Source organism: Paraglaciecola sp. L3A3 (genome assembly GCF_009796765.1).
Classification (GTDB): domain Bacteria; phylum Pseudomonadota; class Gammaproteobacteria; order Enterobacterales; family Alteromonadaceae; genus Paraglaciecola.
The window spans coordinates 3,184,846-3,206,248 of record NZ_CP047023.1 but is presented as its reverse complement, the minus strand read 5'-3'; the positions used below and the strand labels follow the sequence as shown (position 1 = coordinate 3,206,248).

Below are 21,403 nucleotides of genomic sequence, written 5' to 3'. Positions count from 1 at the left end.
CAGAGTGACTACTTTTCAATACTGATTGGTATTAGAAGAAGCTTAGTTATTGCCAGCCTCAGGCAATGTTATTGAGTTTCTGTATAAAACTCTGAAATATAACTTCCACCTTTGATATTTAATACAAGTCGCAGTTTGTAACCTTGTCCTGAATCACCAATTAAATCGCGTAGATTAGTTTCTGAATGCCAATAATAAGGACTTTGTAGCATGCCTAAAGGATAGGGGGTTGGATTATTATTTTTATCAACCAAAAATAGCGTTGCGCTGTCTAGCGGAAAAGTTGCGTTGACTGTTGTTAAGTTGTTTTTGTCAAAGACATTCACTTCGAACTCGCCAGCTCTTAAAATACAGGTTTGATTGATCACGTCACAGTTGTTAAATGGCAGTAACTGAATGACTTTTTGTTCTTCAGCTTGGCCTTCTGCATAATAATCTGCCGCTATATAACCAATTACAGCTAAAATTGGCGCCACCATAAATGCAGTTCTTGTATGTTTATTCATTGTTTTATCTTTTTTAGGGCTTGAATGATTTTTTGATATCAAATAAAAGCGGTTTTAACTGAATTATTTTTATTTATGTTAACTGATTTTTATTAAAAATTTTGGATTTAAACATTTAAAAAATAAAGGCTAAAGAGCAACTCTTTAGCCTTTGATTACTATTTAATCATAATAATGATTGGTCCAGTAGACATAGTATGCCTAGTGATTGCTGACTGCACCTGTGCCACCGGGGCTGCGCATGTTTTCGACCAAGTCTTGCACATGTTTAGGTGCAGGACCGGTAAACTGTAACACGATAAAGGCAACGGCAAAGTTTACTAAGGCTCCCACAACTCCGAATGCATTTGGCGAGATGCCAAAGAACCAATTTGGCGCCATATCTCCCAAGAATGAGGTACCTGGCACAAACATAATTCCTTTATGTTGGAATACATAAAGCATGGTTATACCAATACCAGAACACATACCTGCTACTGCTGCAGTGCCACTCATTTTCTTAGAGAATATCCCCATCATTAGTGCAGGGAATATTGATGCCGCTGCCAAACCAAAGGCCAGCGCCACCGTTCCCGCGGCAAATCCAGGCGGATTTAAACCAAGGTAACCCGAGACTAAAATTGCAATTGTCATGACTATTCGCCCGGACAGTAACTCATTTTTTTCTGACAAATTAGGCGTCAATACTCCCTTCATTAAATCATGGGAAATTGAGGATGATATTGCCAGTAATAAACCTGCAGCGGTGGACAGTGCTGCAGCTAGACCGCCGGCAGCCACTAATGCAATGACCCAGTTAGGTAAGTTAGCAATAGCAGGGTTTGCTAGCACCATAATATCATTATCCACTTTGACCATTTCATTAGTTGTGGCGTCAGCTGAATATTGTATTTTACCATCACCATTTTTATCTTCAAATTCCAAAAGACCTGTTTTTTCCCAGTCTTTAAACCACTGAGGACGCTTTTCATAGTCTAAATGTTGGCCGGCAGTAGGTTCGATTGTGTTCATCAAGTTAAGACGAGCCATTGCCCCTACAGCGGGAGCCACTGTATACAACAATGCGATGAAAACTAATGCATATCCTGCAGAAGAGCGAGCTGCTTGTGCTGAAGGAACAGTGAAGAAGCGCATGATGACATGAGGTAAACCCGCAGTCCCAATCATCAGTGACATGGTATAGGCGAACATATCTAATGAGCCATTCATGTTACTTGTAGTGTATTCTTTAAAGCCTAATTCAGTCACTACTAAGTCTAATTTGTCTAACAAGTAAACACCGCTGCCATCAGCAAGTGTAGAGCCTAAGCCAAGTTGTGGAATGGGATTACCAGTTAATTGGAAAGAAATAAAGACAGCAGGAATGGTGTAAGCAAAGATCATCACAACGTATTGCGCTATTTGTGTATAAGTAATGCCTTTCATACCACCTAGCACTGCGTAGAACCAAACAACGGCCATACCTATACCTAAGCCTAAACCGTAGTCAACTTCTAAGAAACGAGAGAATGCAACACCCACACCTTTCATTTGACCAATGATATAGGTTAACGAAGCAAGAATTAAACAAACAACAGCAACAATTCGAGCGGTTTTTGAATAATAACGATCAGAAATAAACTCAGGAACAGTAAACTTACCGTGTTTTCGCATATAGGGTGCGAGCAACATAGCGAGTAGTACATAACCACCGGTCCACCCCATTAAAAATACAGAACCACCATATCCTAAAAAAGCAATCAAACCAGCCATTGAAATAAATGACGCAGCACTCATCCAATCGGCACCAATTGCCATACCGTTTTGCAAGGGAGTAACGCCGCCGCCTGCTACATAAAAGTCACTGGTTGAAGCGGCACGAGCCCACCAAGCTATTGCGAAATATAAGGTAAAAGTACCGAAGACCGCTATGTAGGTATATAGTTTTAACTCATCCATTACGATTCATCCTCAGTCTGGTATTTTTTATCAAGCTTGTTCATTTTATAGCCATACCAAAAAATCAAACCTACAAAAACATAAATTGAACCTTGCTGAGCAAACCAGAATCCAAGTTTATATCCACCTAGACGAAACTCGTTTAGGGGTTCTACTAATAACAAACCAAAGCCAAATGATACGATAAACCAAATGACTAGACATATTGCTATTAGGCGCAGGTTTTCCTGCCAATATGTTGTCTTCTTTTCCATTTTATTCTCCTAGCACTGCATGCTATTTAATTTATTACATACACCGTTTTTTGTAATAACTTCTTTTTTGAGAAAAAGTTTGAATATAGATATGCCGCCAAGTGCTTTCTATAACAAATCTGAAAACAACCGATAACAATTTATATACAACTCTAACTGGCTGCAACACTACCAAGCTTTGTTTTTTGCAGATATACCACCTTGGTCTTATACCTACATTTATCAGTTGACTTAATCGCTAAGTCACCCCAAGTTAGTTGTATAAACGTTACCAAAAGGTCTTGATATGGATAATGAATTAGCTGAAGTCACTACTTTTGTAGGTACGATTCCGCCCTTTGATTTATTACCTGACACCTTACTGGATAAAGTGATAAGAGAAATTAGCATTAGCTATTTAAGGGTAGGCGAACACTTATCACCTGATGACATTGAACAACCACAATTGTACATTTTGCGTAAAGGCGCTTTGCGTTATTTAGATGCTAATAAAGAGCTGACAGAAAAATATGCCGAAGGTGATATTTGCGCTATTTTTTGTCAAAACAGAATTGACTTAAATACAAATATTGCCGTAATTGTTGACGAAGACTCTTTAATTTACAGCCTAGATTATAAAACGCTTAAAACCCTACTAGTCAATTCACCTGAGGTGATTGATTTCTTAGAGCACTCTTCAGAACAACGTCTTCATAGCAAAAAAAGTAAACTCAATGAGGCTGCTATTTTGTCGTCTTCAATTAGTAATACCTCTGTTGAAGATTTTTATCATCATCCAGTAGCCACCATACCCCCATCTTCTACTATTCAAGAGGCGGCCATTAAAATGACTAAACAGGGATTTTCTTGCTTAGTGGTGGTTGATGAAAACAATATCAATAAGCTAGGTACGGACATGAGGTTAGGTATAGTAACCGACAAAGATATTAGGCGTCGTTGTGTGGCCTTAGGTTTGCCTATTACTAATCCAGTAAACGATATAATGACAGAGGCCATTGCTACCATTGATATTAAGTGCAATGCATATGACGCATTAATTGCCATGACTAGCAAACATATCCATCATTTACCGGTCACCAAACTTGGTAAACTAGTGGGCATGGTAAGTGTGACTGATTTGGTAAATAATGAAGAACATAATGCCGTTAACATGACCAGTATTATTCACAAAGCTAGTTCAGTTGCAGAGCTAGTGACAGTCAGCAAGTTGTTGAATAAATTACAAGTTAAGCTTACCACTCTTGGCGCGAATGCCGATCATATTGGTAAAAGCATAAGTGCTATTACTATGGCATTTACCATACGACTAATTGAAATGGCTGAACAAAAGTTGGGAGCAGCACCGGTTCCCTATGCTTGGTTAGCTGCAGGATCTCAAGCTAGGCAAGAGCAATTAGCACACTCAGATCAAGACAATGCTTTAATTATTTGTGACAGCATGAAAGCTGAGGATGACGTTTGGTTTATAAAGTTAGCAAGCTTTGTTAGTGATGGTTTAGACGAATGTGGGTTTATTTATTGTCCTGGCGATATCATGGCAACTAACAAACAATGGCGTCAACCCCAGAAAATATGGCAACAATATTTTGATGAATGGGTAGATATTCCTAGCCCCAAATCTTTGCTGAATAGCAGCGTGTTTTTTGATCTAACTACTATTTATGGTGATGTAAACTTGCTTGAAAAGGTACGTCGGAGGATGTTAGAAAAAACCAAAGTCAGTAGCCTATTTATTGCTCATATGACCTCTAATGCATTGCGATCTCGGCCCCCTTTAGGTTTTTTCAGAAACTTTGTGTTAATACAAGACGGTAAACACAATGCGACACTTGATTTAAAACATAATGGTATTGCGCCTATTGTTGATTTAGCTCGTATTTACGCGTTAAGCGAGGGGGTTGCTGCGGTAAATACACTCGAACGATTACAGCTATGTTCGGGCACTCAATCATTAACAAAATCTTCAGCTGAAAACTTAATAGATGCCTATGTATTTTTAACATCTGTCAGGCTCGAGCACCAAGCCAAACTGTTATTTAAGAAACTTCCTGTTAACAGCTACATTGATCCTAAAAATATTTCGACTCTAGAAAGAGAACATTTAAAAGATGCTTTTAAAGTTATTAAGTCGATGCAAGATTATCGACAATCAGCTGTTATTTAGGGGAGGGTACATTGTTGCTCGATAATCTATTTGGTTTTGAAGCGCGAAGAAAGCGTCTTTTAAAAAAAGTAACTAATGGGCCTCTATATGATTATTTATCTGTGCCTTTTCCTAGCAAAGAAACCTGTTTATCAGACCTACCTATTTTGTCTGTCGATTTTGAAACCACAGGGTTAAATGCTGTAACCGACAAGTTGCTCAGTGTTGGTTTTGTGAGAATCGATAAACGACAAATTAAGCTAAAGAGTTGTTACCATCAAATTATCGACACAAAAGATCGTCTTGCTGCAGAAAATGTAATAATTCACCAAATTACTGATCAACAAAAATCTCAAGGAAAACCATTACGAGTAGTTGTTGAGGCTTTGTTAGATGAAATGGCTGGTAGAGTTATGTTGGTTCATTTCGCTCGAATTGAAACCCAATTTTTAAAACAAGCTTGTCTAGAATTATATGGCGTGGCTCCACCATTCATGGTTTTAGATACCTTGGCAATAGCGAAACGTAAACTAGATCAAAGAGACATAGCTTATGATCCGCAAGAATTAAGACTTCCAGCTTTGCGGCACAAACATCATTTACCAAACTATTTTGCTCATAACGCGCTAAATGATGCTGTCGCTACCGCAGAGCTATTTTTAGCGCAGCAAAAAATAGCCGCGATAAGGTTAAAAGATTTATTGTAAAACAGGCAATGATAGTCCATTTAACCTATAAATTTTTGAACAATTATTGACCTTAAATAAACTTAGGTATATTGTTTGTATATACAAAGTATATCGTGTTGTTTTGTTAAATTTTAGATGTTCAACCCTAATTATTTAAAGAGAGTAAAGTTATGGCTAAAAAAAGTGCAGGTAAAACCGAAATAAAAGAAACGGTACAGCTAAAGAAAATAGATAAAAAGCTACAATCTACCCAACAAAATTTGCAGAAACAGATTGTTGTATTAAGTAAAAAAGTTGAAAAACTAAGCACAACAACAAATAAAACTGTGGCTAAATTACAGAAAAAACTGGAGCATGCTTTTAATCAAAAGTTACTAACAATACAGGCCGATTTTGATAAACGTATTGTCGATTTAATTGCAGCTCAAGAAAAATCAGCTTCTCAGCCGGTAAAATCAGTAGTAAAGAAATCAGCGCCAGCTAAACCTAAGGTCGCAGCAATAAACAAAACCAAAGCCGCTACTGCAATGAAAAAACCGACCATTGCTTCACTAACTGGAGTGGGGCCTATGACTCAGAAAAAATTGATTGCAGCGGGTATTACTACTTTAGAACAAATCGCTCATCCAACTGTGGGGACCGCTACAGAATTAAAACAATTTGAAAAAGTGCGGGGTTTTAATAGTTGGCAAGCACAAGCTAAAACACTGCTGGCTTAACCAATATCATTAATATAGATCAGGCGTTTAGGCGCCTTTTTTATCTTTATGTTATCAGCAAGTGACTACATAACCTGAGCTCGGGATAAGCCGAGCCTCTCGATAACGCGCTTTTTGTGCCTAGCGGCGTTGGATTTACTAGTAATAGCCAGCTATTACGTACGAAAACCGCCTTGCTATAAACGAAAAATTTCGTCATCGAATAAACCTTAACCCCAATATAACTGGGGGCATATTTTTAAGTGTTTGAATCGTTGGTAAAGTTCAATTCAAAACGACACTCATTATCCCGAGTTCAGGTTACATATTTTTCTAAAATGATATAATCGTCAGTCATAGTCAATTTTTAGCAAAGAGAAATATATGCAGGCGTTAGATCTACTACTTAATCGACACTCTCAACCTCGCTTGGAACATCCAGCTCCTGAAGGTCAAGTCCTAGAAAATATTATGCAAGCCGCATTAAGAGCCCCAGATCATGCCAGTTTAACCCCCTGGCAGTTTATAATATGTCAAAAAGCCGGCCTGACTCGATTAGGCGAAATATATAAGCAAGCGGCTATTGCCGCAGACAAACCTGATAAAGACATAGAGCGTGCTCCTCAATTGCCTATTCGAGCACCTATGGTTATTGTTGCTATCTCTAAGTATCAGGAACACGCAAAAGTACCTTGGGTGGAACAGGTCGCTTCTGCTTCCTGCGCCGTACATAGTATGCAAATGGCTGCGTTAGCTCAAGGCTTCGCTGGTGTCTGGAGAACAGGCTGGTATGCGCAAGATCCTATGGTGAAACAGGCTCTTAAGTTGTCAGATAAAGATGAAATTGTTGGTTTTTTATATTTAGGAACGGCCTGTACACAAGCCATGCCTAAAGCTGAAAAAAATAGCGCTGATTATTTCGAGTTTTGGCAGTAGAAATTACTTATTACCCCTGCTCGAAGTGGCAGGGGGAATTTTTTTGAAGGTTTATTTTTGAAGGTATATTAAAGGGCTGTTTGAGCAAATATTAACTATTCGTCTTCGGTATCTTCACTAGGTTTGGCTACCACTCGTGGTTTACGCTTTAACGGTATATCACCAACTTCTTTACCTTGCATAGTTTTAACCCGAGCGACAGCTTTTTGAGGCTTAGATTTTGGCTTGATATTTTTGCTGGTATCCTGTTTGCTGTTAGTTAATTTAGTCCTTGCAGGTTTTAGCCCACTAAATTTCGCTTCAAGCCCTTCGATAACACTGAATTCAATAGTTTGCTGTAAAAAACTTTTAATGGCTGAGAAGCTGTACCAGTCTTTTGGCCCTACAAACGAAATAGCTTCACCTTTGTTGCCTGCTCGTCCTGTACGACCGACTCTATGCACATATTCGTCGGCTAATTTAGGTAGATCAAAGTTCACCACTAAAGCGACATTAAGTAAGTCTAAACCTCGAGAGGCTATATCCGTAGTAACTAATATATGTTGTTGGCCGCGGCCAAATTCACTCATTATATTGTTGCGCTGGCCCTGAGTTAAATCACCACTTAAAGCGATGGCATATAAACCTTGTTCTTTAAGTAAAACGGCTAATCTTTCAGTATCAGAACGGGTGGCAGTAAAGACGATTATTTGCCTATATTCTTGTTGGTTTATTACATGGGAGAGTAACGCTTCTTTATGAGTGACATTATCAGCAAGATAAAACTTTTGTTTAATATCTTTATGTTCTTCACTTGAAGAGCCTACGCTAATGCGTTGTGGCGCTTGTAGTAATGTTTGTGTCAGTTCATGCATAGCAGCGCTATCAAGAGTGGCCGAAAACATCATAGATTGACGTTTACGATGATCGGCTGCTTGATTAATTTGACGAAGTTCAGAAGCAAAACCTAAATCGAGCATTCTATCCGCTTCGTCTAATATTAATAACTCTAATCCATTTAAGAATAAAGACTTACCAGCGAGGTGATCCACTACGCGCCCTGCGGTACCAACAATAAATTGTGGGTGATGCTTAAGGGCTTTCACTTGATCATTAAAGTTTTCGCCACCTAAAACTAGCGCCGCTTTTAGCGGCTGTTTGGCTATTAACCATTTAAGTTGTAAAAAGACTTGTTTAGCTAACTCTCTGGTCGGGGCTAATATCAATACTCTAGGGTCACGACGACTAAGAGGTTGTTTAGTTAACACTCTATGTACTGCAGGTAAAAGAAACGCTAATGTTTTACCTGAGCCAGTTTTAGAGGATGCAATGAGATCTTTGCCCATCATCCCATAGGGAATGGCCTTACTTTGAATTTCAGTTGGCGATGATAAACCTTTGATTTCAAGTGATTTTAATAAGTTATGATGTAGGGAAAGGTCGGTGAATTGCAAAGATAAAACTCTCAAATTTAGAAATTAATCTAATTATACTAGGAACCAGCTAATTGTGTGGGTTTATTTGCTGTTGGTATTTTAATAAAAGTAAATAATATTTGAATTACCACTTTTTCTTTTCTGAAAAAAGTTCGTCTAGTTCATTTTTTTCAGACGCTTGTTTTTTCGCTACATCACTTTTATTTGCACTTTTAAGCGAGTTTTCAAGGTTTTCTAATTGCTCTTCTAATTGTGTTTGTTTGGTGATCATGTAAGCCGTGGGACTAGGTTGTGATGATAGTGCGCCTATTGCTTTTTCTAGGCATTGTCTAGCAGAACCTAATTGATTATTCCGTATAGAAACGTCAACTCGTCTTACTAAAGTATCTACATTAGCTCTTAATTGTAAACCTTCTAATAGTTTGTCTTCAGCTAAAAATACTCGGCCTTCTATGCGCCCTTTTTTGAACTCAGCTCGTAAAAGGGAACGAAGGGTTTTTACACCACGGATAAATTGAATAACTTGTTTGTCACCTTGTGGCAGTTTAAAGCTATCTTCATTAGGTGCTGGTGTGTTGATATCAATTGCTTTAATATTTTTTTCTAGGCTTTTAATTCGCTCAGTGGTGGTTGCTGTACCTTCATTCATCTTGTTTATTGTTTTTAACGCAGTCAGTATGCGCCGCTGCATAATAAAAATTAATCTTTGCGAGGTAGGAATTGCTTCAGAGGCTAAAATGGTGGCTTCTGTGCCTTCAACAATATTTTTTTGTTTAGACAACTCAGCCCGTCGTTCCGACTCTATTCGGTTGTTATGTTGTTGTATCGCATTGACTATGATGCCAACAAGCACCAAAACGACAATTAATACGATTATTATTGTGAACATCTATTTAATTCCAACATACTCATTAGTTTTCTTATCTTTAGTCAACATAACAGAACTGGGTAAACTTGTACTAAGGTAACTTTAATATAAAAATACTGCCGCCTAATGCTCCGCCATTCTCTAACGAAATAGAACCAGCTAAATCATGGTTAGTGTGAGCATCTGCTATTAACCTTGCGAAGAACAGTCCAAGTCCTGTACGACCTTGGCTTAGATCGAAGTTTTGCATTGTGATGTTGTTGGTATCTAACATTGATTGCGGATAACCAGGTCCATCATCTTCTACCTTGAAGACTAAAAATTCATCTTCTGTATATATACTCAGCAGAATTTTTTTCTTACTGTAACGCATTGCATTGATTAAAACGTCATTTAATAGAATGCCAACTAAATCTGCATCTAGATACCATACTAAATCGGCCGTTTGCTCAACTTCTAAAATCATATTTTTATGATTAATATAACTTTCATTAGTGGAGACCAATTCTTCAACCATTTCATCTAAGTAATGTTCATCAATATTTAAAGGCAAGTTATTTAATCCTGCACGATAAAGTGATAACAATTGTACTAATCCTGTATTCAAACGTGCCGCTTCATAATGAGCCGATGCTAGATGGTCGTTAGTTATTTTGTCTGCTGCGACAACCGATTGGCTAAGATTTTCGATTGATTGTAGTAATAAACACAAAGAATTCTTCATGTCGTGCACAGCAGAGCCCAAAACTGTTGAGAAATCTATTGCGTTGGGATTGTCCATTTTGAGCTCCATAGAATCAGTTTAAACATAATAAAATTTATCTTATGTTATTGATATATATAATGATACTAACTAATTTAATTAAATGGTCATACACCTGTTTGTTTTCAGAAATATTATATTTATTAAGGATAATTAGAACATTTTTCCAAAAAAAAATGGAATTTGCTTTCTCTAAGTTATATAACGTTTTATTATATACAAATTCCACAGTATAAAAACAAGGCTTTGCCATGAAATTACAACAACTCCGATACATTGTTGAAGTACTTAACAATAACTTAAACGTCTCAGCTACGGCTGAAAGCTTGTACACCTCTCAACCGGGTATTAGTAAACAAGTTAGGATGTTAGAAGACGAGTTGGGTGTACAAATTTTTGGCCGAAGCGGTAAACATCTCACCCATGTCACTGAAGCAGGGCAAGATGTGATTAATATTTCTCGAGAAATATTAGCTAAAGTTGAGAGTATTAAAGCTGTATCTAGAGAGCATACATTGCCAGACCAAGGTAAATTAAATATTGCGACCACTCATACCCAAGCTCGATACGCGCTGCCTGAAGTGATTAAAGGATTTATGAATAAATATTCTAAAGTTTCTTTACATATGCACCAAGGTACACCTTCACAAATCAGTGATTTAGCCGCTAAAGGTGAAGCAGATTTTGCTATCGCTACTGAGTCATTACATTTATACAACGACCTAGTGATGTTGCCTTGTTATCATTGGAATCGCAGTATCATTGTTAACCGCGAGCACCCTTTAGCAAAAAAAGCCACTATCACCATTGAAGATATTGCTAGTTATTCTTTAGTCACTTATGTGTTTGGTTTTACTGGGCGTTCTTCACTTGATCAAGCTTTTAGTAATGCAGGGCTTGAGCCTAAAATTGTATTTACAGCGACAGATGCTGACGTGATTAAAACATACGTGAGACTTGGTGTCGGTATAGGTGTTATTGCGTCTATGGCGGTAGATGATAAGTTAGATTCAGACTTAGTCAAAATTGATGCAAGCCATTTATTTGAATACAGTACAACTAAAATTGGTTTCCGCAAAGGTTCGTTTTTACGTAGTTATATGTATGAATTTATTGAACGTTTTGCCCCTCACCTTACTAAATCTGTTGTTGAAAAAGCCATGATGCTTAAAAATAATGATGAAGTTGAAAAAATGTTTAAAGATCTAACTCTACCTGTTAGATAGTCAAAATATCTACTTCTTGAATATAACAAAAACCGTCTGCTGACGGTTTTTTTTTAAATGAATAGGCAACAACTGCTCCAGTTACAAAATAAACTGATAAATATTAATAAGGCAATATATTTTTATCAGGGTAGGTTACTAGCATCTTATGTTGGCATTAACGGTATGGTTTAGTTGCACCCTTATGTAATATTACAACATGTAATATTACAACTTTTAGAGTAAAGTCAAATGCATTTAAGTTAAACTAAAAATATAAAATAAGGTTTGACCATTGGGCTTGCGCAGCAGCAAACTAACAGATCTTACCAAATAACATTCACACTATTTAAAGGAACAAATGCATAGATTTAACTTGGTCAATCAACTTTAGGCTAAGTAGTGATATGCAAAAAAATATTATGTCTCGGGTAAAGTTAAAAGATATTGCAGAACGTGCCGGTGTATCCATGATGACAGTATCAAGAGTGATGACTAATAATGCAAAGGTTGGAGAAAAAACTCGCGCTAGAATTATGAAAATCGCGGAGGATATGAGTTACTCGCCTAATATTGCGGCTCGTAATTTAGCAAGTTCTAAATCACTTTCTGTGGGGATTTTATGCGAATTTGCTAACGCCTCCTATGTTAATAAATTTTTAGTTGGCTTGTTACGAAGCTCCCGATTGATTGGCTTTCACATGGTGATCGACGAAACTACCGGAGACAAGAAAAAGGCATTGGATATTGTCAATAAATTGTTAAATGTAACGCGCGTTAATAGTTTAATATTGTTACCGCCTATCTCCAATGATCCTGCCATTATCAGTTTACTGGTAGAAAATAAAATTCATTTTGTACGCATTGCACCTGATAACGAGTTTGATGTTTCTCCTTATATTTGTATGGATGATTATCAAGCCGCGTATGATGTAACGCTCAATCTAATCCAAGCTGGACACAGACATATTGCCCATATTATCGGTCATCCTGATCAGGGGGTTAGCCAGCTTAGATATCAAGGGTATTTAGCCGCACTGCGCTCACAGAATATTGTTCCTCGTCCTGAATACGCAGAACAAGGATATTTTACTTATAAATCTGGGTTAGAAGCCGCTAAAAAATTATTGGAACTTCCGACCATCCCAGATGCAATTTTTGCTGCTAACGATGAAATGGCTGCTGCTGTTATATCTATGGCTCACAAAAAGCACCTTGAAGTCCCAGCCCAGGTTTCAGTTGTGGGTTTTGATGACACTGAACTTGCATCATCTATTTGGCCCTCTCTGACAACTGTCCAACAACCTATTTCAGCTATGGCTGAATTAGCACTAGAGATCCTAGCCACTGATCACGATAAAACAGACAGGCTATCGAACCGAAACATATTGGACTACAAAATTTGCGAACGAGAATCTAGTAATAAAGTTGTATGAAATTTGTTAATTAGTGATTGACAGTTTTAAATCTAAGTCATATTGTTAGCGCTAACATTGTTGTTCCGCAGATGATCAAATAGCCTACGTTTCTACTTCTAATGCTTTGCTCTTACTTTGTGTAATGACAGTTCACACCTAATACCTATAAAAAACTGAACCCAGCAAGTTATGTGTTTTGTTAGGGGTATTATTTGTTTGATAAACAATAAGAATATTGGAGAGTAAAATGTCAACAGTGTCAAAGATGTCAGAAATGCCATTATCAAATGCATCATCTGCAAGTGGGACAATTAATACCAAAGAGAAATTAGCCTATGGCATGGGTGACACGGCAGCCAATATCGTTTTTCAGGTCGTCATAAACTTTATGATGTACTTTTATACCGACGTGTATGGAATTGAAGCCGCTGCGGTTGGTACATTATTTTTAGTCGTTCGCCTGTTTGACGCATTTACGGACCCTATTATGGGAGGTATTGCCGATAGAACACGTACTCGATGGGGGCGTTATCGTCCTTACCTATTATGGATGAGTTTACCTTACGGCATATTAGCGATTATGGCTTTCTCTACCCCAGATTTAAGTACTTCTGGAAAGCTAGTTTACGCCTATGTAACTTACGCATTGTTGATGCTTTTTTACACAGCGACTAACATTCCCTATTCGGCTTTAGGTGGTGTTATGTCTAGCTCAACTCGAGAACGCGCATCTATTCAATCTTACCGTTTTGCATTAGCGATGATAGGCGGAGCTGTCGTTACGGCTAGTATTATGCCTATGGTCGAATGGCTAGGCCAAGGGGATGAACAAAAAGGTTTTCAACTTGCGATGATAGTATTGGCCGCGTTAGCCGTATTATGTTTCATTATTTGTTTTTATTTTACTCGAGAGCGAGTCGAACCTGAGTCTACAGAAATAAATACGTCTGTTTGGGCCGACGTGCTTTTAATCTCAAAGAATGACCAATGGCGAATTATCGCTCTAATCACACTGCTGTTATTAGTCAGTGTCGCGATGAAAGGTGGTGTTACTCCTTATTACGTTGAATATTACCTAGGTCAGCCAGATATGGTTAGTATATTTATGACCAGTGGAATGTTGGCCGGTGTCGCTGGCGCATTGTTTTCGAATTGGGCCAGCAAAAGAATGTGCAAAATTAAAGTCATGAAGCTAGCGACCATAGGTATCATTATTTTTAATGGGCTATTGGCTATTATCCCTGGTGAATTTTATTGGATGGCTCTTGGTGTTGCAGTTCTTGCAAACTTTGTACACATGATTTTTGTACCTCTACTGTTCTCTACCGTTCCTGACACAGTCGATTATGGGGCAAAGAAATTTGGTCGTTCGGCAATGGCGATGAGTTTTTCGGGGCAATTGTTGGCGCTAAAATTTGGTATTGCCTTAGGTGGGGCTTTCACTGGTTGGTTGCTCGCATTCTATGGATACCAACCGAACGTTACACAAACTGACAATGCTTTATTTGGTATTGTTTTTATATTTTCAATAAGCACTGTGCTTGCTGGTTTTGCAATGATTGCGGTGTTACATCGTTATAAGCTTACAGATGGATACGAGACAAGAATATGAGTACATCATTAATACAAAATCCCATTCTTGCTGGATTTAACCCCGATCCCAGTATCGTCCGTGTTGCCGATGATTATTATGTCGCAACATCGACTTTTGAATGGTATCCCGGTGTACAAATTCATCACTCTAAAGACTTAGTTAATTGGCGTTTGGTTTCACGTCCTTTAAATCGGTCGTCACTACTTGATATGCGAGGAAACCCAGACTCGTGTGGCGTTTGGGCCCCTTGTTTAAGTTACGATAAAGGGATGTTTTACTTAATATATACGGATGTAAAACGTTTTGATGGGAACTATAAAGACACTCACAATTATCTCACCAGCTGTGAAACAATTGATGGTAGATGGAGCGATCCCGTCTATATGAATTCTAGTGGTTTTGATCCCTCTTTGTTTCATGATCAAAATGGTAAAAAATGGTTTGTTAATATGGTTTGGGATTATCGCCATAATAAACATCCGTTTGCTGGTGTGGTATTACAAGAATATTGTACTGTCAGCAAAAAACTAATCGGCAAAGCTAAAAATATCTTTTCTGGCAGCAAACTTGCGCTAACCGAAGCGCCTCATTTGTATCAGCGCAACGGCTATTATTATTTAGTCACAGCGGAAGGCGGCACTGGTTATAACCATGCTATGACCTTGGCTCGCTCAAAAAATATTGATGGTCCTTATGAATTAGATCCCGATGGTTTTATTCTAACAGCCAAAGATAATCAAGATTTACCATTGCAACGGGCAGGCCATGGAGACTTGTTTGACACGCCAGATGGCGAAACCTATTTAGTGCATTTGTGCGGACGGCCACTTTCAGGCCCAAGACGCAGCCCACTTGGTCGTGAAACTGCGATCCAAAAAACACAATGGACTAAAGACGGCTGGCTTAAAGTAATAGGTGAAGCGGGGGATAGACTGCCATCATTGAATGTTATTGGGCCTAACTTGCCTGCTCATCCTTGGCCTAAAGATGATATCCAGCATGACTTCGACAGTGAAGTCTTACCAAGTGCGTTTCAGTGGCTAAGAACACCAGAACCTAGCGACATCATGAGTCTTACTGCTCGTAAGGGGTGGTTACGTTTAATTGGTAAAGAATCTATAGGTAGTTTGTTCACTCAAGCATTGGTGGCCAGACGTCAACAATCGTTTAGTTATGTTGCCGAGACATGCCTTGATTTTAGCCCTGAAAACTTTCAACAAGTGGCGGGACTCGTATGTTATTACAATGGCCACAAGTTTCATTATTGTTATGTATCTGTAGATGATAATGGTCAACGATTTGTCGATATTATGCAGTGTAACGCTGAGCAGTCTTTGGCTCTTAATTTTCCGCTAAGAGAAGGGCATATAAACGGCTATGAAACCGACGCAAGGTTTACTTTACCTAAGCAAGGTAAGGTTTTTTTACGTGCTGAAGTGAATGACGATACTTTGCATTTTTTCTTCTCAATTGACGGTATTGAATACACTAAATTACCCGTTAATCTTGACTATTCCATTGTCTCTGATGAAGCTGGGAAAGGTGAAGGTGCCAGCTTTACTGGGGCTTTTGTAGGTATGGCTTGTCAAGATACATCTGGCATGAATGTGGTTGCCGATTTTGATTACTTTAAGTATGAAGAAATACAGTCTTAATATTCGCTAAACTCGTTAATTCAAAAAAGCTCTGTGTTGCTTTTTTAGACCTTAAATGACTGACCTGGACATAGGTTAGTCATTTATATGCTGTGAAAGGGTACGAATAAAGGTTGCGGTAGCACCCCATATAGTATGTTGTTGCCATGGAATAAAATGAATAGGTTGTAGAGTTTTGTTGCGCTTAACCCAATGGGTAAGATGATTATTTTGGTCTAACAAGTAAGGCAGCGGCACTTCAAATGTACTATCCACTTCATTTTTATCAATAATTAAGGTTAAGGGGGAATTAACAAAACCAATGAAAGGTGTCACTTCAAAGCGACTAATTGTTCGGTATAAAGGCAAGCTGCCTATTACTTCGATTTGACTAGGTAATATACCCACTTCTTCTTGTGTTTCTCGAATAGCAGTATCTAACAGCGAGTTATCCGTTATTTCTTGTTTACCTCCTGGGAAACTGATTTGCCCAGCATGATGTTTTAAGTGTTTAGCTCTTAAAGTAAATAATACGGATAATTGGTTATTATGTTCAATGATAGGCAACAATACTGCAGCAGCTTTACCCGGTTTTGATAATGGGTAATCTGCATCATGATAGATGTTTCTGGCATGAAGAAAACGAGTTAAAAATTGTGTTTTGTTCATTTGATAACTACTTTTTATCCTCAGATAAGGGGAAGCACAGGTAATATTTTAGATACTTTATCTAAACTTTCTTGATATTCATCTTTGGCATTCGAATCTATCACTATACCGCCTCCAGCCCAACAGTGAATTTGCTTGTTTGATTCAGTTTTTTCACATAATAAAGTACGAATACAAATGCTAGTGTCCATGTCACCTTGTAAGCCTGCATAACCAATACTACCACAGTATATATTACGATTATTAGGCTCTAATTCATCAATGATTTGCATAGCTCTAATTTTAGGGGCTCCAGTAATGGAGCCTCCAGGAAATGCGCCTTGCAATATATTCAGTGGTGTACTGTCTGTTTTTAGCTTGCCGGTGACAGTACTGACTAGGTGATGTACGGCATTAAAACTTTCTATCTGGAATAAATGTGGCACTTGTACGCTGCCGGCATGGCAATGTTTACTCAGATCATTACGTAATAAATCTACAATCATTAAGTTTTCAGCGCGATCTTTCTCAGAACTTAATAGTGCTGCAATATGTTGTTTATCTTCTGCTGCAGTTTTACCGCGAGGCCGAGTACCTTTAATGGGTTTAGTTTGTACCAACCTATTTTTAACCGAAATTAATCGCTCAGGTGAAATGCTGATAATGGCACTATTGGGCATACGGATAAAAGCAGAAAATGGCGCTTGGTTTGCTTTACTAAGTAGTTTGTAAGCAGACCATTCATCTCCTCGATAGGTGGTACTAAATCGCTGAGCCAAATTGACCTGATAACAATCTCCAGCTTGCAAATAATCAATGATTTTAGATATTTTTTGCTGATATTGTTGTTTGTCCATATTGGCTTGCCAAGCTTCATTTAAGGAAAAAAAGCTCTGCTTAGATATGGTTGGCTCTAGGGCTTCAATTGCTGAAACGCTTGGATGGGGATAATTTGACATGCTGCAAAGGTAAAATTTGCCCGCTTTTTTATCCTTAATAATACTCCAAGTGTAAATGCCAACTGCCATATCTGGCGTTCTATATTCTTCGGGTCTTTGGCTTGGGATATTTTCAAATTGTCTGCCCAAGTCATAAGCAAAATATCCCATGGCACCAGCAATAAAAGGTAAATCTGAATCAAGTTGGGTTTCACTGATATATTGATTTTTCAAGGCCTGTAGCAGAGTTAACGGGTTTGTTGTTTTCTGCTCAGTTTGTTGCTTAGCCTTATGCCATATTTTACTGGATGCACCATTAGTTGTAATGGTGGCTATGGGAGCTGCCACCAAAATATCAAATTGAGCATCTTGGTGAATGCCATCTGATGAGTCTAATAATATAGACCAATTGTCGGCCGCAAAGTGCTCAAAAATATCAGCAATAGGGAGAGAAGGAGATAAGTTAAGTGTGTTAATCGATATTAAAGGTTTTTCTTGGTTCATCATCTGTTGATTTTGTGTACTTGCAAAATTACTTGCTTAATTGGGGCGGATTTCTCATGGAGCTAATAGCTATAGCAGGTTATCATAATAGTAAGAAAAATTATCCCTGAAAATTCAAGAGGCATTTATGACTGTTATTCGTCAGCAAGATTTTATCGACAGTATCGAGGAATCTTTGCAATTTATTTCTTATTACCACCCACTTGATTACATTAAAGCTGTTGAAAAAGCTTATAACAAAGAGCAAAGCCAAGCAGCGAAAGATGCGATGGCGCAAATCTTAATTAATTCTCGAATGTCTGCTGAAGGTAAACGTCCATTATGTCAAGACACGGGTATTGTGACCTGTTTTGTTAAAATTGGTATGGGTGTGCAATGGGATAAAACTGATTTAACGGTACAACAAATGGTGGATGAAGGCACTCGACGTGCTTATTTGAATCCAGATAATCCTTTACGGGCCTCAATCGTGTCAGATCCTGCTGGTAAACGGATTAACACTAAAGATAATACCCCAGCTGTAGTGCATATTGATACAGTTGCAGGTGATCATATAGAAGTGATGATCGCGGCTAAAGGTGGCGGTTCAGAAAACAAATCAAAAATGGTGATGCTTAACCCCAGTGATGATATTGCTGACTGGGTAGTGAAAACATTACCTACTATGGGAGCTGGCTGGTGTCCTCCTGGAATGTTAGGTATAGGTATTGGTGGTACGGCTGAAAAGGCTGCGGTATTAGCTAAAGAAAGTTTGATGGATCCTGTGGATATTCAAGAGTTAATGGACCGAGGCGCAGAAACCACAGAAGAAAAACTTCGTTTAGATATCTTCAAAAAAGTGAATGACTTAGGTATTGGTGCCCAAGGTTTGGGGGGCTTAACTACAGTCGTAGATATCAAAATTAAATCTTTACCTACTCATGCGGCTTCTAAACCTGTAGCAATGATCCCGAATTGTGCGGCTACTCGCCATGCTCATTTTCATTTAGATGGTACTGGACCTGCTGAGTTTACCCCGCCAAAATTAGAAGATTGGCCAAAGGTGACATGGGAAGTAGGACAAGGAACTCGCCGTGTCGATTTAAATACAGTGACTAAAGCCGATATCCAAGAATGGAAAGTAGGTGAAACCGTGTTGTTGTCTGGCAAAATGTTAACCGGTCGCGATGCTGCCCATAAACGTATACAAACTATGTTAGATAATGGTGAAGGTCTTCCAGAAGGTGTTGATTTCGAGAATAAATTCATTTATTACGTTGGCCCTGTTGATGCGGTTGGTGACGAAGCGGTAGGGCCTGCAGGCCCTACAACCGCTACTCGTATGGATAAGTTTACCGACATGATGTTAGAACAAACTGGAATTAGTGGCATGATAGGTAAAGCTGAGCGTGGCCCTGACACAGTTAAAAGCATAGCTAAACATAAATCTGTTTATTTGATGGCTGTGGGTGGCGCTGCTTATCTAGTGTCTAAAGCTATAAAACATGCCCGTGTGGTGGCTTTTGAAGATTTAGGTATGGAAGCTATCTATGAATTTGATGTGCAAGATATGCCAGTGACAGTTGCCGTTGACAGCTCAGGTGCCAATGCTCACGAAACGGGTCCTGCGATCTGGAAGGTTAAAATAGCCGAGCAAAATAAGTAACTACTAGCACCTTTGATTGCAGAGATAGTTAGCTGACTATCTCTGTTGCCCTTCTTTGTATTTTCTGAATGATTAAATTTTATTATGAATCAATTTAACGATCCTATTAGTTTGGCGATCTTAGCTGGTCTATTTCTGGCCGGGCTTTTACTGGGGGCATTCTTTGTTGCTATCCGAAGTAAAACTAAATGCACTCAGTTACTTGAGCAAGCCCATGTTTTGAGTCAGCAACAAGAAACTGTCTTAAAGGGACAAGTTTCGCAACAAGATATAGTGATTAGAGAATTATCGCTAGAACAAAAACAGGCTAGGGACACTCAATTGACCATGCAAAATAGGTTAGGTCAGTTAAGCCAACAAGTGGAACGTATTGCTGAATTAGATCAAGAAAAACAACATTGGCAACAAGAATATTTACGCACAAATAAAATAGTTGCTGATCTTCGTACTCAGCTTGGCTCTCAAGCGGCAAAGTTTGAGCAGGAACAAATAGCCAGCAATGAAAAACTACAATTGTTGGAAAATGCAGAAAGAAGGTTACAGGAACAATTTGAGAATTTAGCTAATAAGATTTTTGAACAAAAACAACAGAAATTCAGCCAATCTAGTAAAGATGGTTTAGCAAGTATCCTGCTACCTTTTAAGGAACAAATTGAAGGGTTTAAACGTCAAGTGACCGATCAATATGTGAAAGAAGGGCAAGAACGAGCATCGTTAAAAACAGAGATTTTAGGCTTAAAAGAGCTGAATCAACAGATTACCCATGATGCCGCCGCATTAACGAAAGCACTAAAAGGTGATAATAAAACCCAAGGTAATTGGGGCGAAGTGGTACTGGAAAGAATACTAAAAGAATCTGGTTTAAGAGAAGGGCACGAATTTGATACTCAAGTCTCTCTTAAAAATGAAAGTGGCAAACTGTATCAACCAGATGTAGTAGTGCATCTACCAAATGACAAAGATGTTGTGGTAGATTCGAAAGTGTCTTTATCTGCATACGAGCGTTATTTTAATGAGCAGGATGATGAACTCGCACGGAGCATTCATTTAAAAGAACATGTGAATTCATTACGTAATCATATTAAAGAATTAGGCAAAAAAGATTATCAAGATTTAAAAGGTATTCGTACGTTAGATTATGTGTTGATGTTTATTCCCATTGAGTCTGCTTTTTTACTTGCCGCAGATCAAGCTCCAGACCTGCTCAAGTTAGCCTTTGATAACAATATAATGTTGGTCAGCCCTACTAATTTATTGGTGGCATTAAGGACTATCAATAATATTTGGCAGTATGAATATCAAAACCAAAATGCGCAAAAAATTGCTGAAAATGCAGCTAAGTTATATGACAAATTTCATGGTTTTATGGCTGATATGGATAAAGTGGGTAAAGCCATTGAGTCGACCCAAAAGAACTTTGAAGGAGCAATGAATAAACTGTCTAGCGGCAAAGGTAATCTTGTTAGACAAGTCGAACAGTTTAGAAAGTTAGGTGTACAGAGTAATAAAAAATTGGATACTAACTTATTAGATCAAGCAAGTATTGGCAATGATGAGGCGGAATAAAAAAAGGCCTAACAGAGGCCTTTTTTAGGGTAGATATTATC

General features: G+C 38.3%; 18 protein-coding genes. 10 read left to right on the top strand and 8 right to left on the bottom strand.

The features are described 5' to 3' along the window. Positions 1-68: 68 nt before the first annotated feature. The 3 genes from GQR87_RS13405 to GQR87_RS13395 form a co-directional block, all read right to left on the bottom strand. Positions 69-506: a hypothetical protein gene (locus GQR87_RS13405; RefSeq protein WP_158970125.1), complete on the bottom strand. Its 438-nt coding sequence runs from the start codon at positions 504-506 to the stop codon at positions 69-71. 201 nt (positions 507-707) lie between these two features. Beyond that, the gene (locus GQR87_RS13400; protein WP_158970123.1) at positions 708-2,444 is read right to left on the bottom strand and encodes a sodium:solute symporter family protein; all 1,737 of its coding nucleotides are present in this window, start codon (positions 2,442-2,444) and stop codon (positions 708-710) included. Further along, on the bottom strand, positions 2,444-2,698 hold the full coding sequence (locus tag GQR87_RS13395) for a DUF4212 domain-containing protein (protein ID WP_158970121.1): 255 nt from the start codon (positions 2,696-2,698) through the stop codon (positions 2,444-2,446). The genes GQR87_RS13400 and GQR87_RS13395 overlap by 1 nt, the downstream gene beginning before the upstream one ends. A gap of 286 nt (positions 2,699-2,984) precedes the next feature. On the opposite strand from GQR87_RS13395, the gene GQR87_RS13390 reads away from it, so the two are divergent. From GQR87_RS13390 to GQR87_RS13375, 4 genes are all read left to right on the top strand, one after another. Next, positions 2,985-4,862, top strand: coding sequence for a putative nucleotidyltransferase substrate binding domain-containing protein (locus GQR87_RS13390; RefSeq protein ID WP_158970119.1), 1,878 nt, complete (start codon positions 2,985-2,987; stop codon positions 4,860-4,862). 14 nt (positions 4,863-4,876) lie between these two features. After that, on the top strand, positions 4,877-5,548 hold the full coding sequence (locus tag GQR87_RS13385; protein WP_370459608.1) for an exonuclease domain-containing protein: 672 nt from the start codon (positions 4,877-4,879) through the stop codon (positions 5,546-5,548). 152 nt (positions 5,549-5,700) lie between these two features. Beyond that, positions 5,701-6,249 (top strand): hypothetical protein, encoded by a 549-nt coding sequence (locus GQR87_RS13380; RefSeq protein ID WP_158970115.1) that lies wholly within the window; start codon positions 5,701-5,703, stop codon positions 6,247-6,249. Between the two features lie 363 nt (positions 6,250-6,612). Then, a complete protein-coding gene (locus GQR87_RS13375) occupies positions 6,613-7,164 on the top strand; it encodes an NAD(P)H nitroreductase (protein ID WP_158970113.1) in 552 nt (183 codons plus the stop codon). Positions 7,165-7,259: 95 nt separating this feature from the next. Here the strand turns inward: GQR87_RS13375 and GQR87_RS13370 are convergent, their stop codons facing one another. The 3 genes from GQR87_RS13370 to GQR87_RS13360 form a co-directional block, all read right to left on the bottom strand. Further along, complete coding sequence (locus GQR87_RS13370; RefSeq protein WP_158970111.1) at positions 7,260-8,597, bottom strand: DEAD/DEAH box helicase; 1,338 nt, start codon at positions 8,595-8,597, stop codon at positions 7,260-7,262. 106 nt (positions 8,598-8,703) lie between these two features. After that, on the bottom strand, positions 8,704-9,468 hold the full coding sequence (locus tag GQR87_RS13365) for a hypothetical protein (protein WP_158970109.1): 765 nt from the start codon (positions 9,466-9,468) through the stop codon (positions 8,704-8,706). Between the two features lie 70 nt (positions 9,469-9,538). Continuing rightward, the gene (locus tag GQR87_RS13360; RefSeq protein ID WP_158970107.1) at positions 9,539-10,228 is read right to left on the bottom strand and encodes a sensor histidine kinase KdpD; all 690 of its coding nucleotides are present in this window, start codon (positions 10,226-10,228) and stop codon (positions 9,539-9,541) included. A gap of 233 nt (positions 10,229-10,461) precedes the next feature. Here GQR87_RS13360 and cysB point away from each other — a divergent pair, with 233 nt between their 5' ends. The 4 genes from cysB (at position 10,462) to GQR87_RS13340 (ending at position 16,082) form a co-directional block, all read left to right on the top strand. Continuing rightward, entirely contained in the window at positions 10,462-11,436 is a 975-nt protein-coding gene (gene cysB / locus GQR87_RS13355; RefSeq protein ID WP_158970105.1) for an HTH-type transcriptional regulator CysB, read from the top strand. A 386-nt stretch (positions 11,437-11,822) separates the two neighbouring features. Next, the gene (locus GQR87_RS13350) at positions 11,823-12,851 is read left to right on the top strand and encodes a LacI family DNA-binding transcriptional regulator (RefSeq protein ID WP_233267263.1); all 1,029 of its coding nucleotides are present in this window, start codon (positions 11,823-11,825) and stop codon (positions 12,849-12,851) included. Positions 12,852-13,080: 229 nt separating this feature from the next. Next, positions 13,081-14,445, top strand: a complete 1,365-nt coding sequence (locus GQR87_RS13345) for a glycoside-pentoside-hexuronide (GPH):cation symporter (RefSeq protein WP_233267262.1) — start codon at positions 13,081-13,083, stop codon at positions 14,443-14,445. Continuing rightward, positions 14,442-16,082, top strand: coding sequence for a glycoside hydrolase family 43 protein (locus tag GQR87_RS13340; protein WP_158970103.1), 1,641 nt, complete (start codon positions 14,442-14,444; stop codon positions 16,080-16,082). The genes GQR87_RS13345 and GQR87_RS13340 overlap by 4 nt, the downstream gene beginning before the upstream one ends. 75 nt (positions 16,083-16,157) lie before the next feature. Here the strand turns inward: GQR87_RS13340 and GQR87_RS13335 are convergent, their stop codons facing one another. Both GQR87_RS13335 and pabB read right to left on the bottom strand, forming a co-directional pair. Continuing rightward, positions 16,158-16,730, bottom strand: a complete 573-nt coding sequence (locus GQR87_RS13335; RefSeq protein ID WP_158970100.1) for a CoA pyrophosphatase — start codon at positions 16,728-16,730, stop codon at positions 16,158-16,160. Positions 16,731-16,750: 20 nt separating this feature from the next. Further along, positions 16,751-18,151: an aminodeoxychorismate synthase component I gene (gene pabB, locus GQR87_RS13330; RefSeq protein WP_158973012.1), complete on the bottom strand. Its 1,401-nt coding sequence runs from the start codon at positions 18,149-18,151 to the stop codon at positions 16,751-16,753. 127 nt (positions 18,152-18,278) lie between these two features. On the opposite strand from pabB, the gene GQR87_RS13325 reads away from it, so the two are divergent. Further along, positions 18,279-19,796 (top strand): fumarate hydratase, encoded by a 1,518-nt coding sequence (locus GQR87_RS13325; protein WP_158970098.1) that lies wholly within the window; start codon positions 18,279-18,281, stop codon positions 19,794-19,796. 84 nt (positions 19,797-19,880) lie between these two features. After that, positions 19,881-21,362 carry a DNA recombination protein RmuC gene (gene rmuC, locus GQR87_RS13320; RefSeq protein WP_158970096.1) on the top strand — a complete coding sequence of 494 codons (1,482 nt, stop codon included), beginning with the start codon at positions 19,881-19,883 and terminating at the stop codon, positions 21,360-21,362. Positions 21,363-21,403: the final 41 nt, after the last annotated feature.

Bases quoted from the DNA above. Each gene is read 5' to 3' on its own strand.
- GQR87_RS13405 (WP_158970125.1), bottom strand. From the start codon at position 506: ATGAATAAACATACAAGAACTGCATTTATGGTGGCGCCAATTTTAGCT.
- GQR87_RS13400 (WP_158970123.1), bottom strand. From the start codon at position 2,444: ATGGATGAGTTAAAACTATATACCTACATAGCGGTCTTCGGTACTTTT.
- GQR87_RS13395 (WP_158970121.1), bottom strand. From the start codon at position 2,698: ATGGAAAAGAAGACAACATATTGGCAGGAAAACCTGCGCCTAATAGCA.
- GQR87_RS13390 (WP_158970119.1), top strand. From the start codon at position 2,985: ATGGATAATGAATTAGCTGAAGTCACTACTTTTGTAGGTACGATTCCG.
- GQR87_RS13380 (WP_158970115.1), top strand. From the start codon at position 5,701: ATGGCTAAAAAAAGTGCAGGTAAAACCGAAATAAAAGAAACGGTACAG.
- GQR87_RS13375 (WP_158970113.1), top strand. From the start codon at position 6,613: ATGCAGGCGTTAGATCTACTACTTAATCGACACTCTCAACCTCGCTTG.
- GQR87_RS13365 (WP_158970109.1), bottom strand. From the start codon at position 9,468: ATGTTCACAATAATAATCGTATTAATTGTCGTTTTGGTGCTTGTTGGC.
- GQR87_RS13360 (WP_158970107.1), bottom strand. From the start codon at position 10,228: ATGGACAATCCCAACGCAATAGATTTCTCAACAGTTTTGGGCTCTGCT.
- cysB (WP_158970105.1), top strand. From the start codon at position 10,462: ATGAAATTACAACAACTCCGATACATTGTTGAAGTACTTAACAATAAC.
- GQR87_RS13350 (WP_233267263.1), top strand. From the start codon at position 11,823: ATGCAAAAAAATATTATGTCTCGGGTAAAGTTAAAAGATATTGCAGAA.
- GQR87_RS13345 (WP_233267262.1), top strand. From the start codon at position 13,081: ATGTCAACAGTGTCAAAGATGTCAGAAATGCCATTATCAAATGCATCA.
- GQR87_RS13340 (WP_158970103.1), top strand. From the start codon at position 14,442: ATGAGTACATCATTAATACAAAATCCCATTCTTGCTGGATTTAACCCC.
- GQR87_RS13335 (WP_158970100.1), bottom strand. From the start codon at position 16,730: ATGAACAAAACACAATTTTTAACTCGTTTTCTTCATGCCAGAAACATC.
- pabB (WP_158973012.1), bottom strand. From the start codon at position 18,151: ATGAACCAAGAAAAACCTTTAATATCGATTAACACACTTAACTTATCT.
- GQR87_RS13325 (WP_158970098.1), top strand. From the start codon at position 18,279: ATGACTGTTATTCGTCAGCAAGATTTTATCGACAGTATCGAGGAATCT.
- rmuC (WP_158970096.1), top strand. From the start codon at position 19,881: ATGAATCAATTTAACGATCCTATTAGTTTGGCGATCTTAGCTGGTCTA.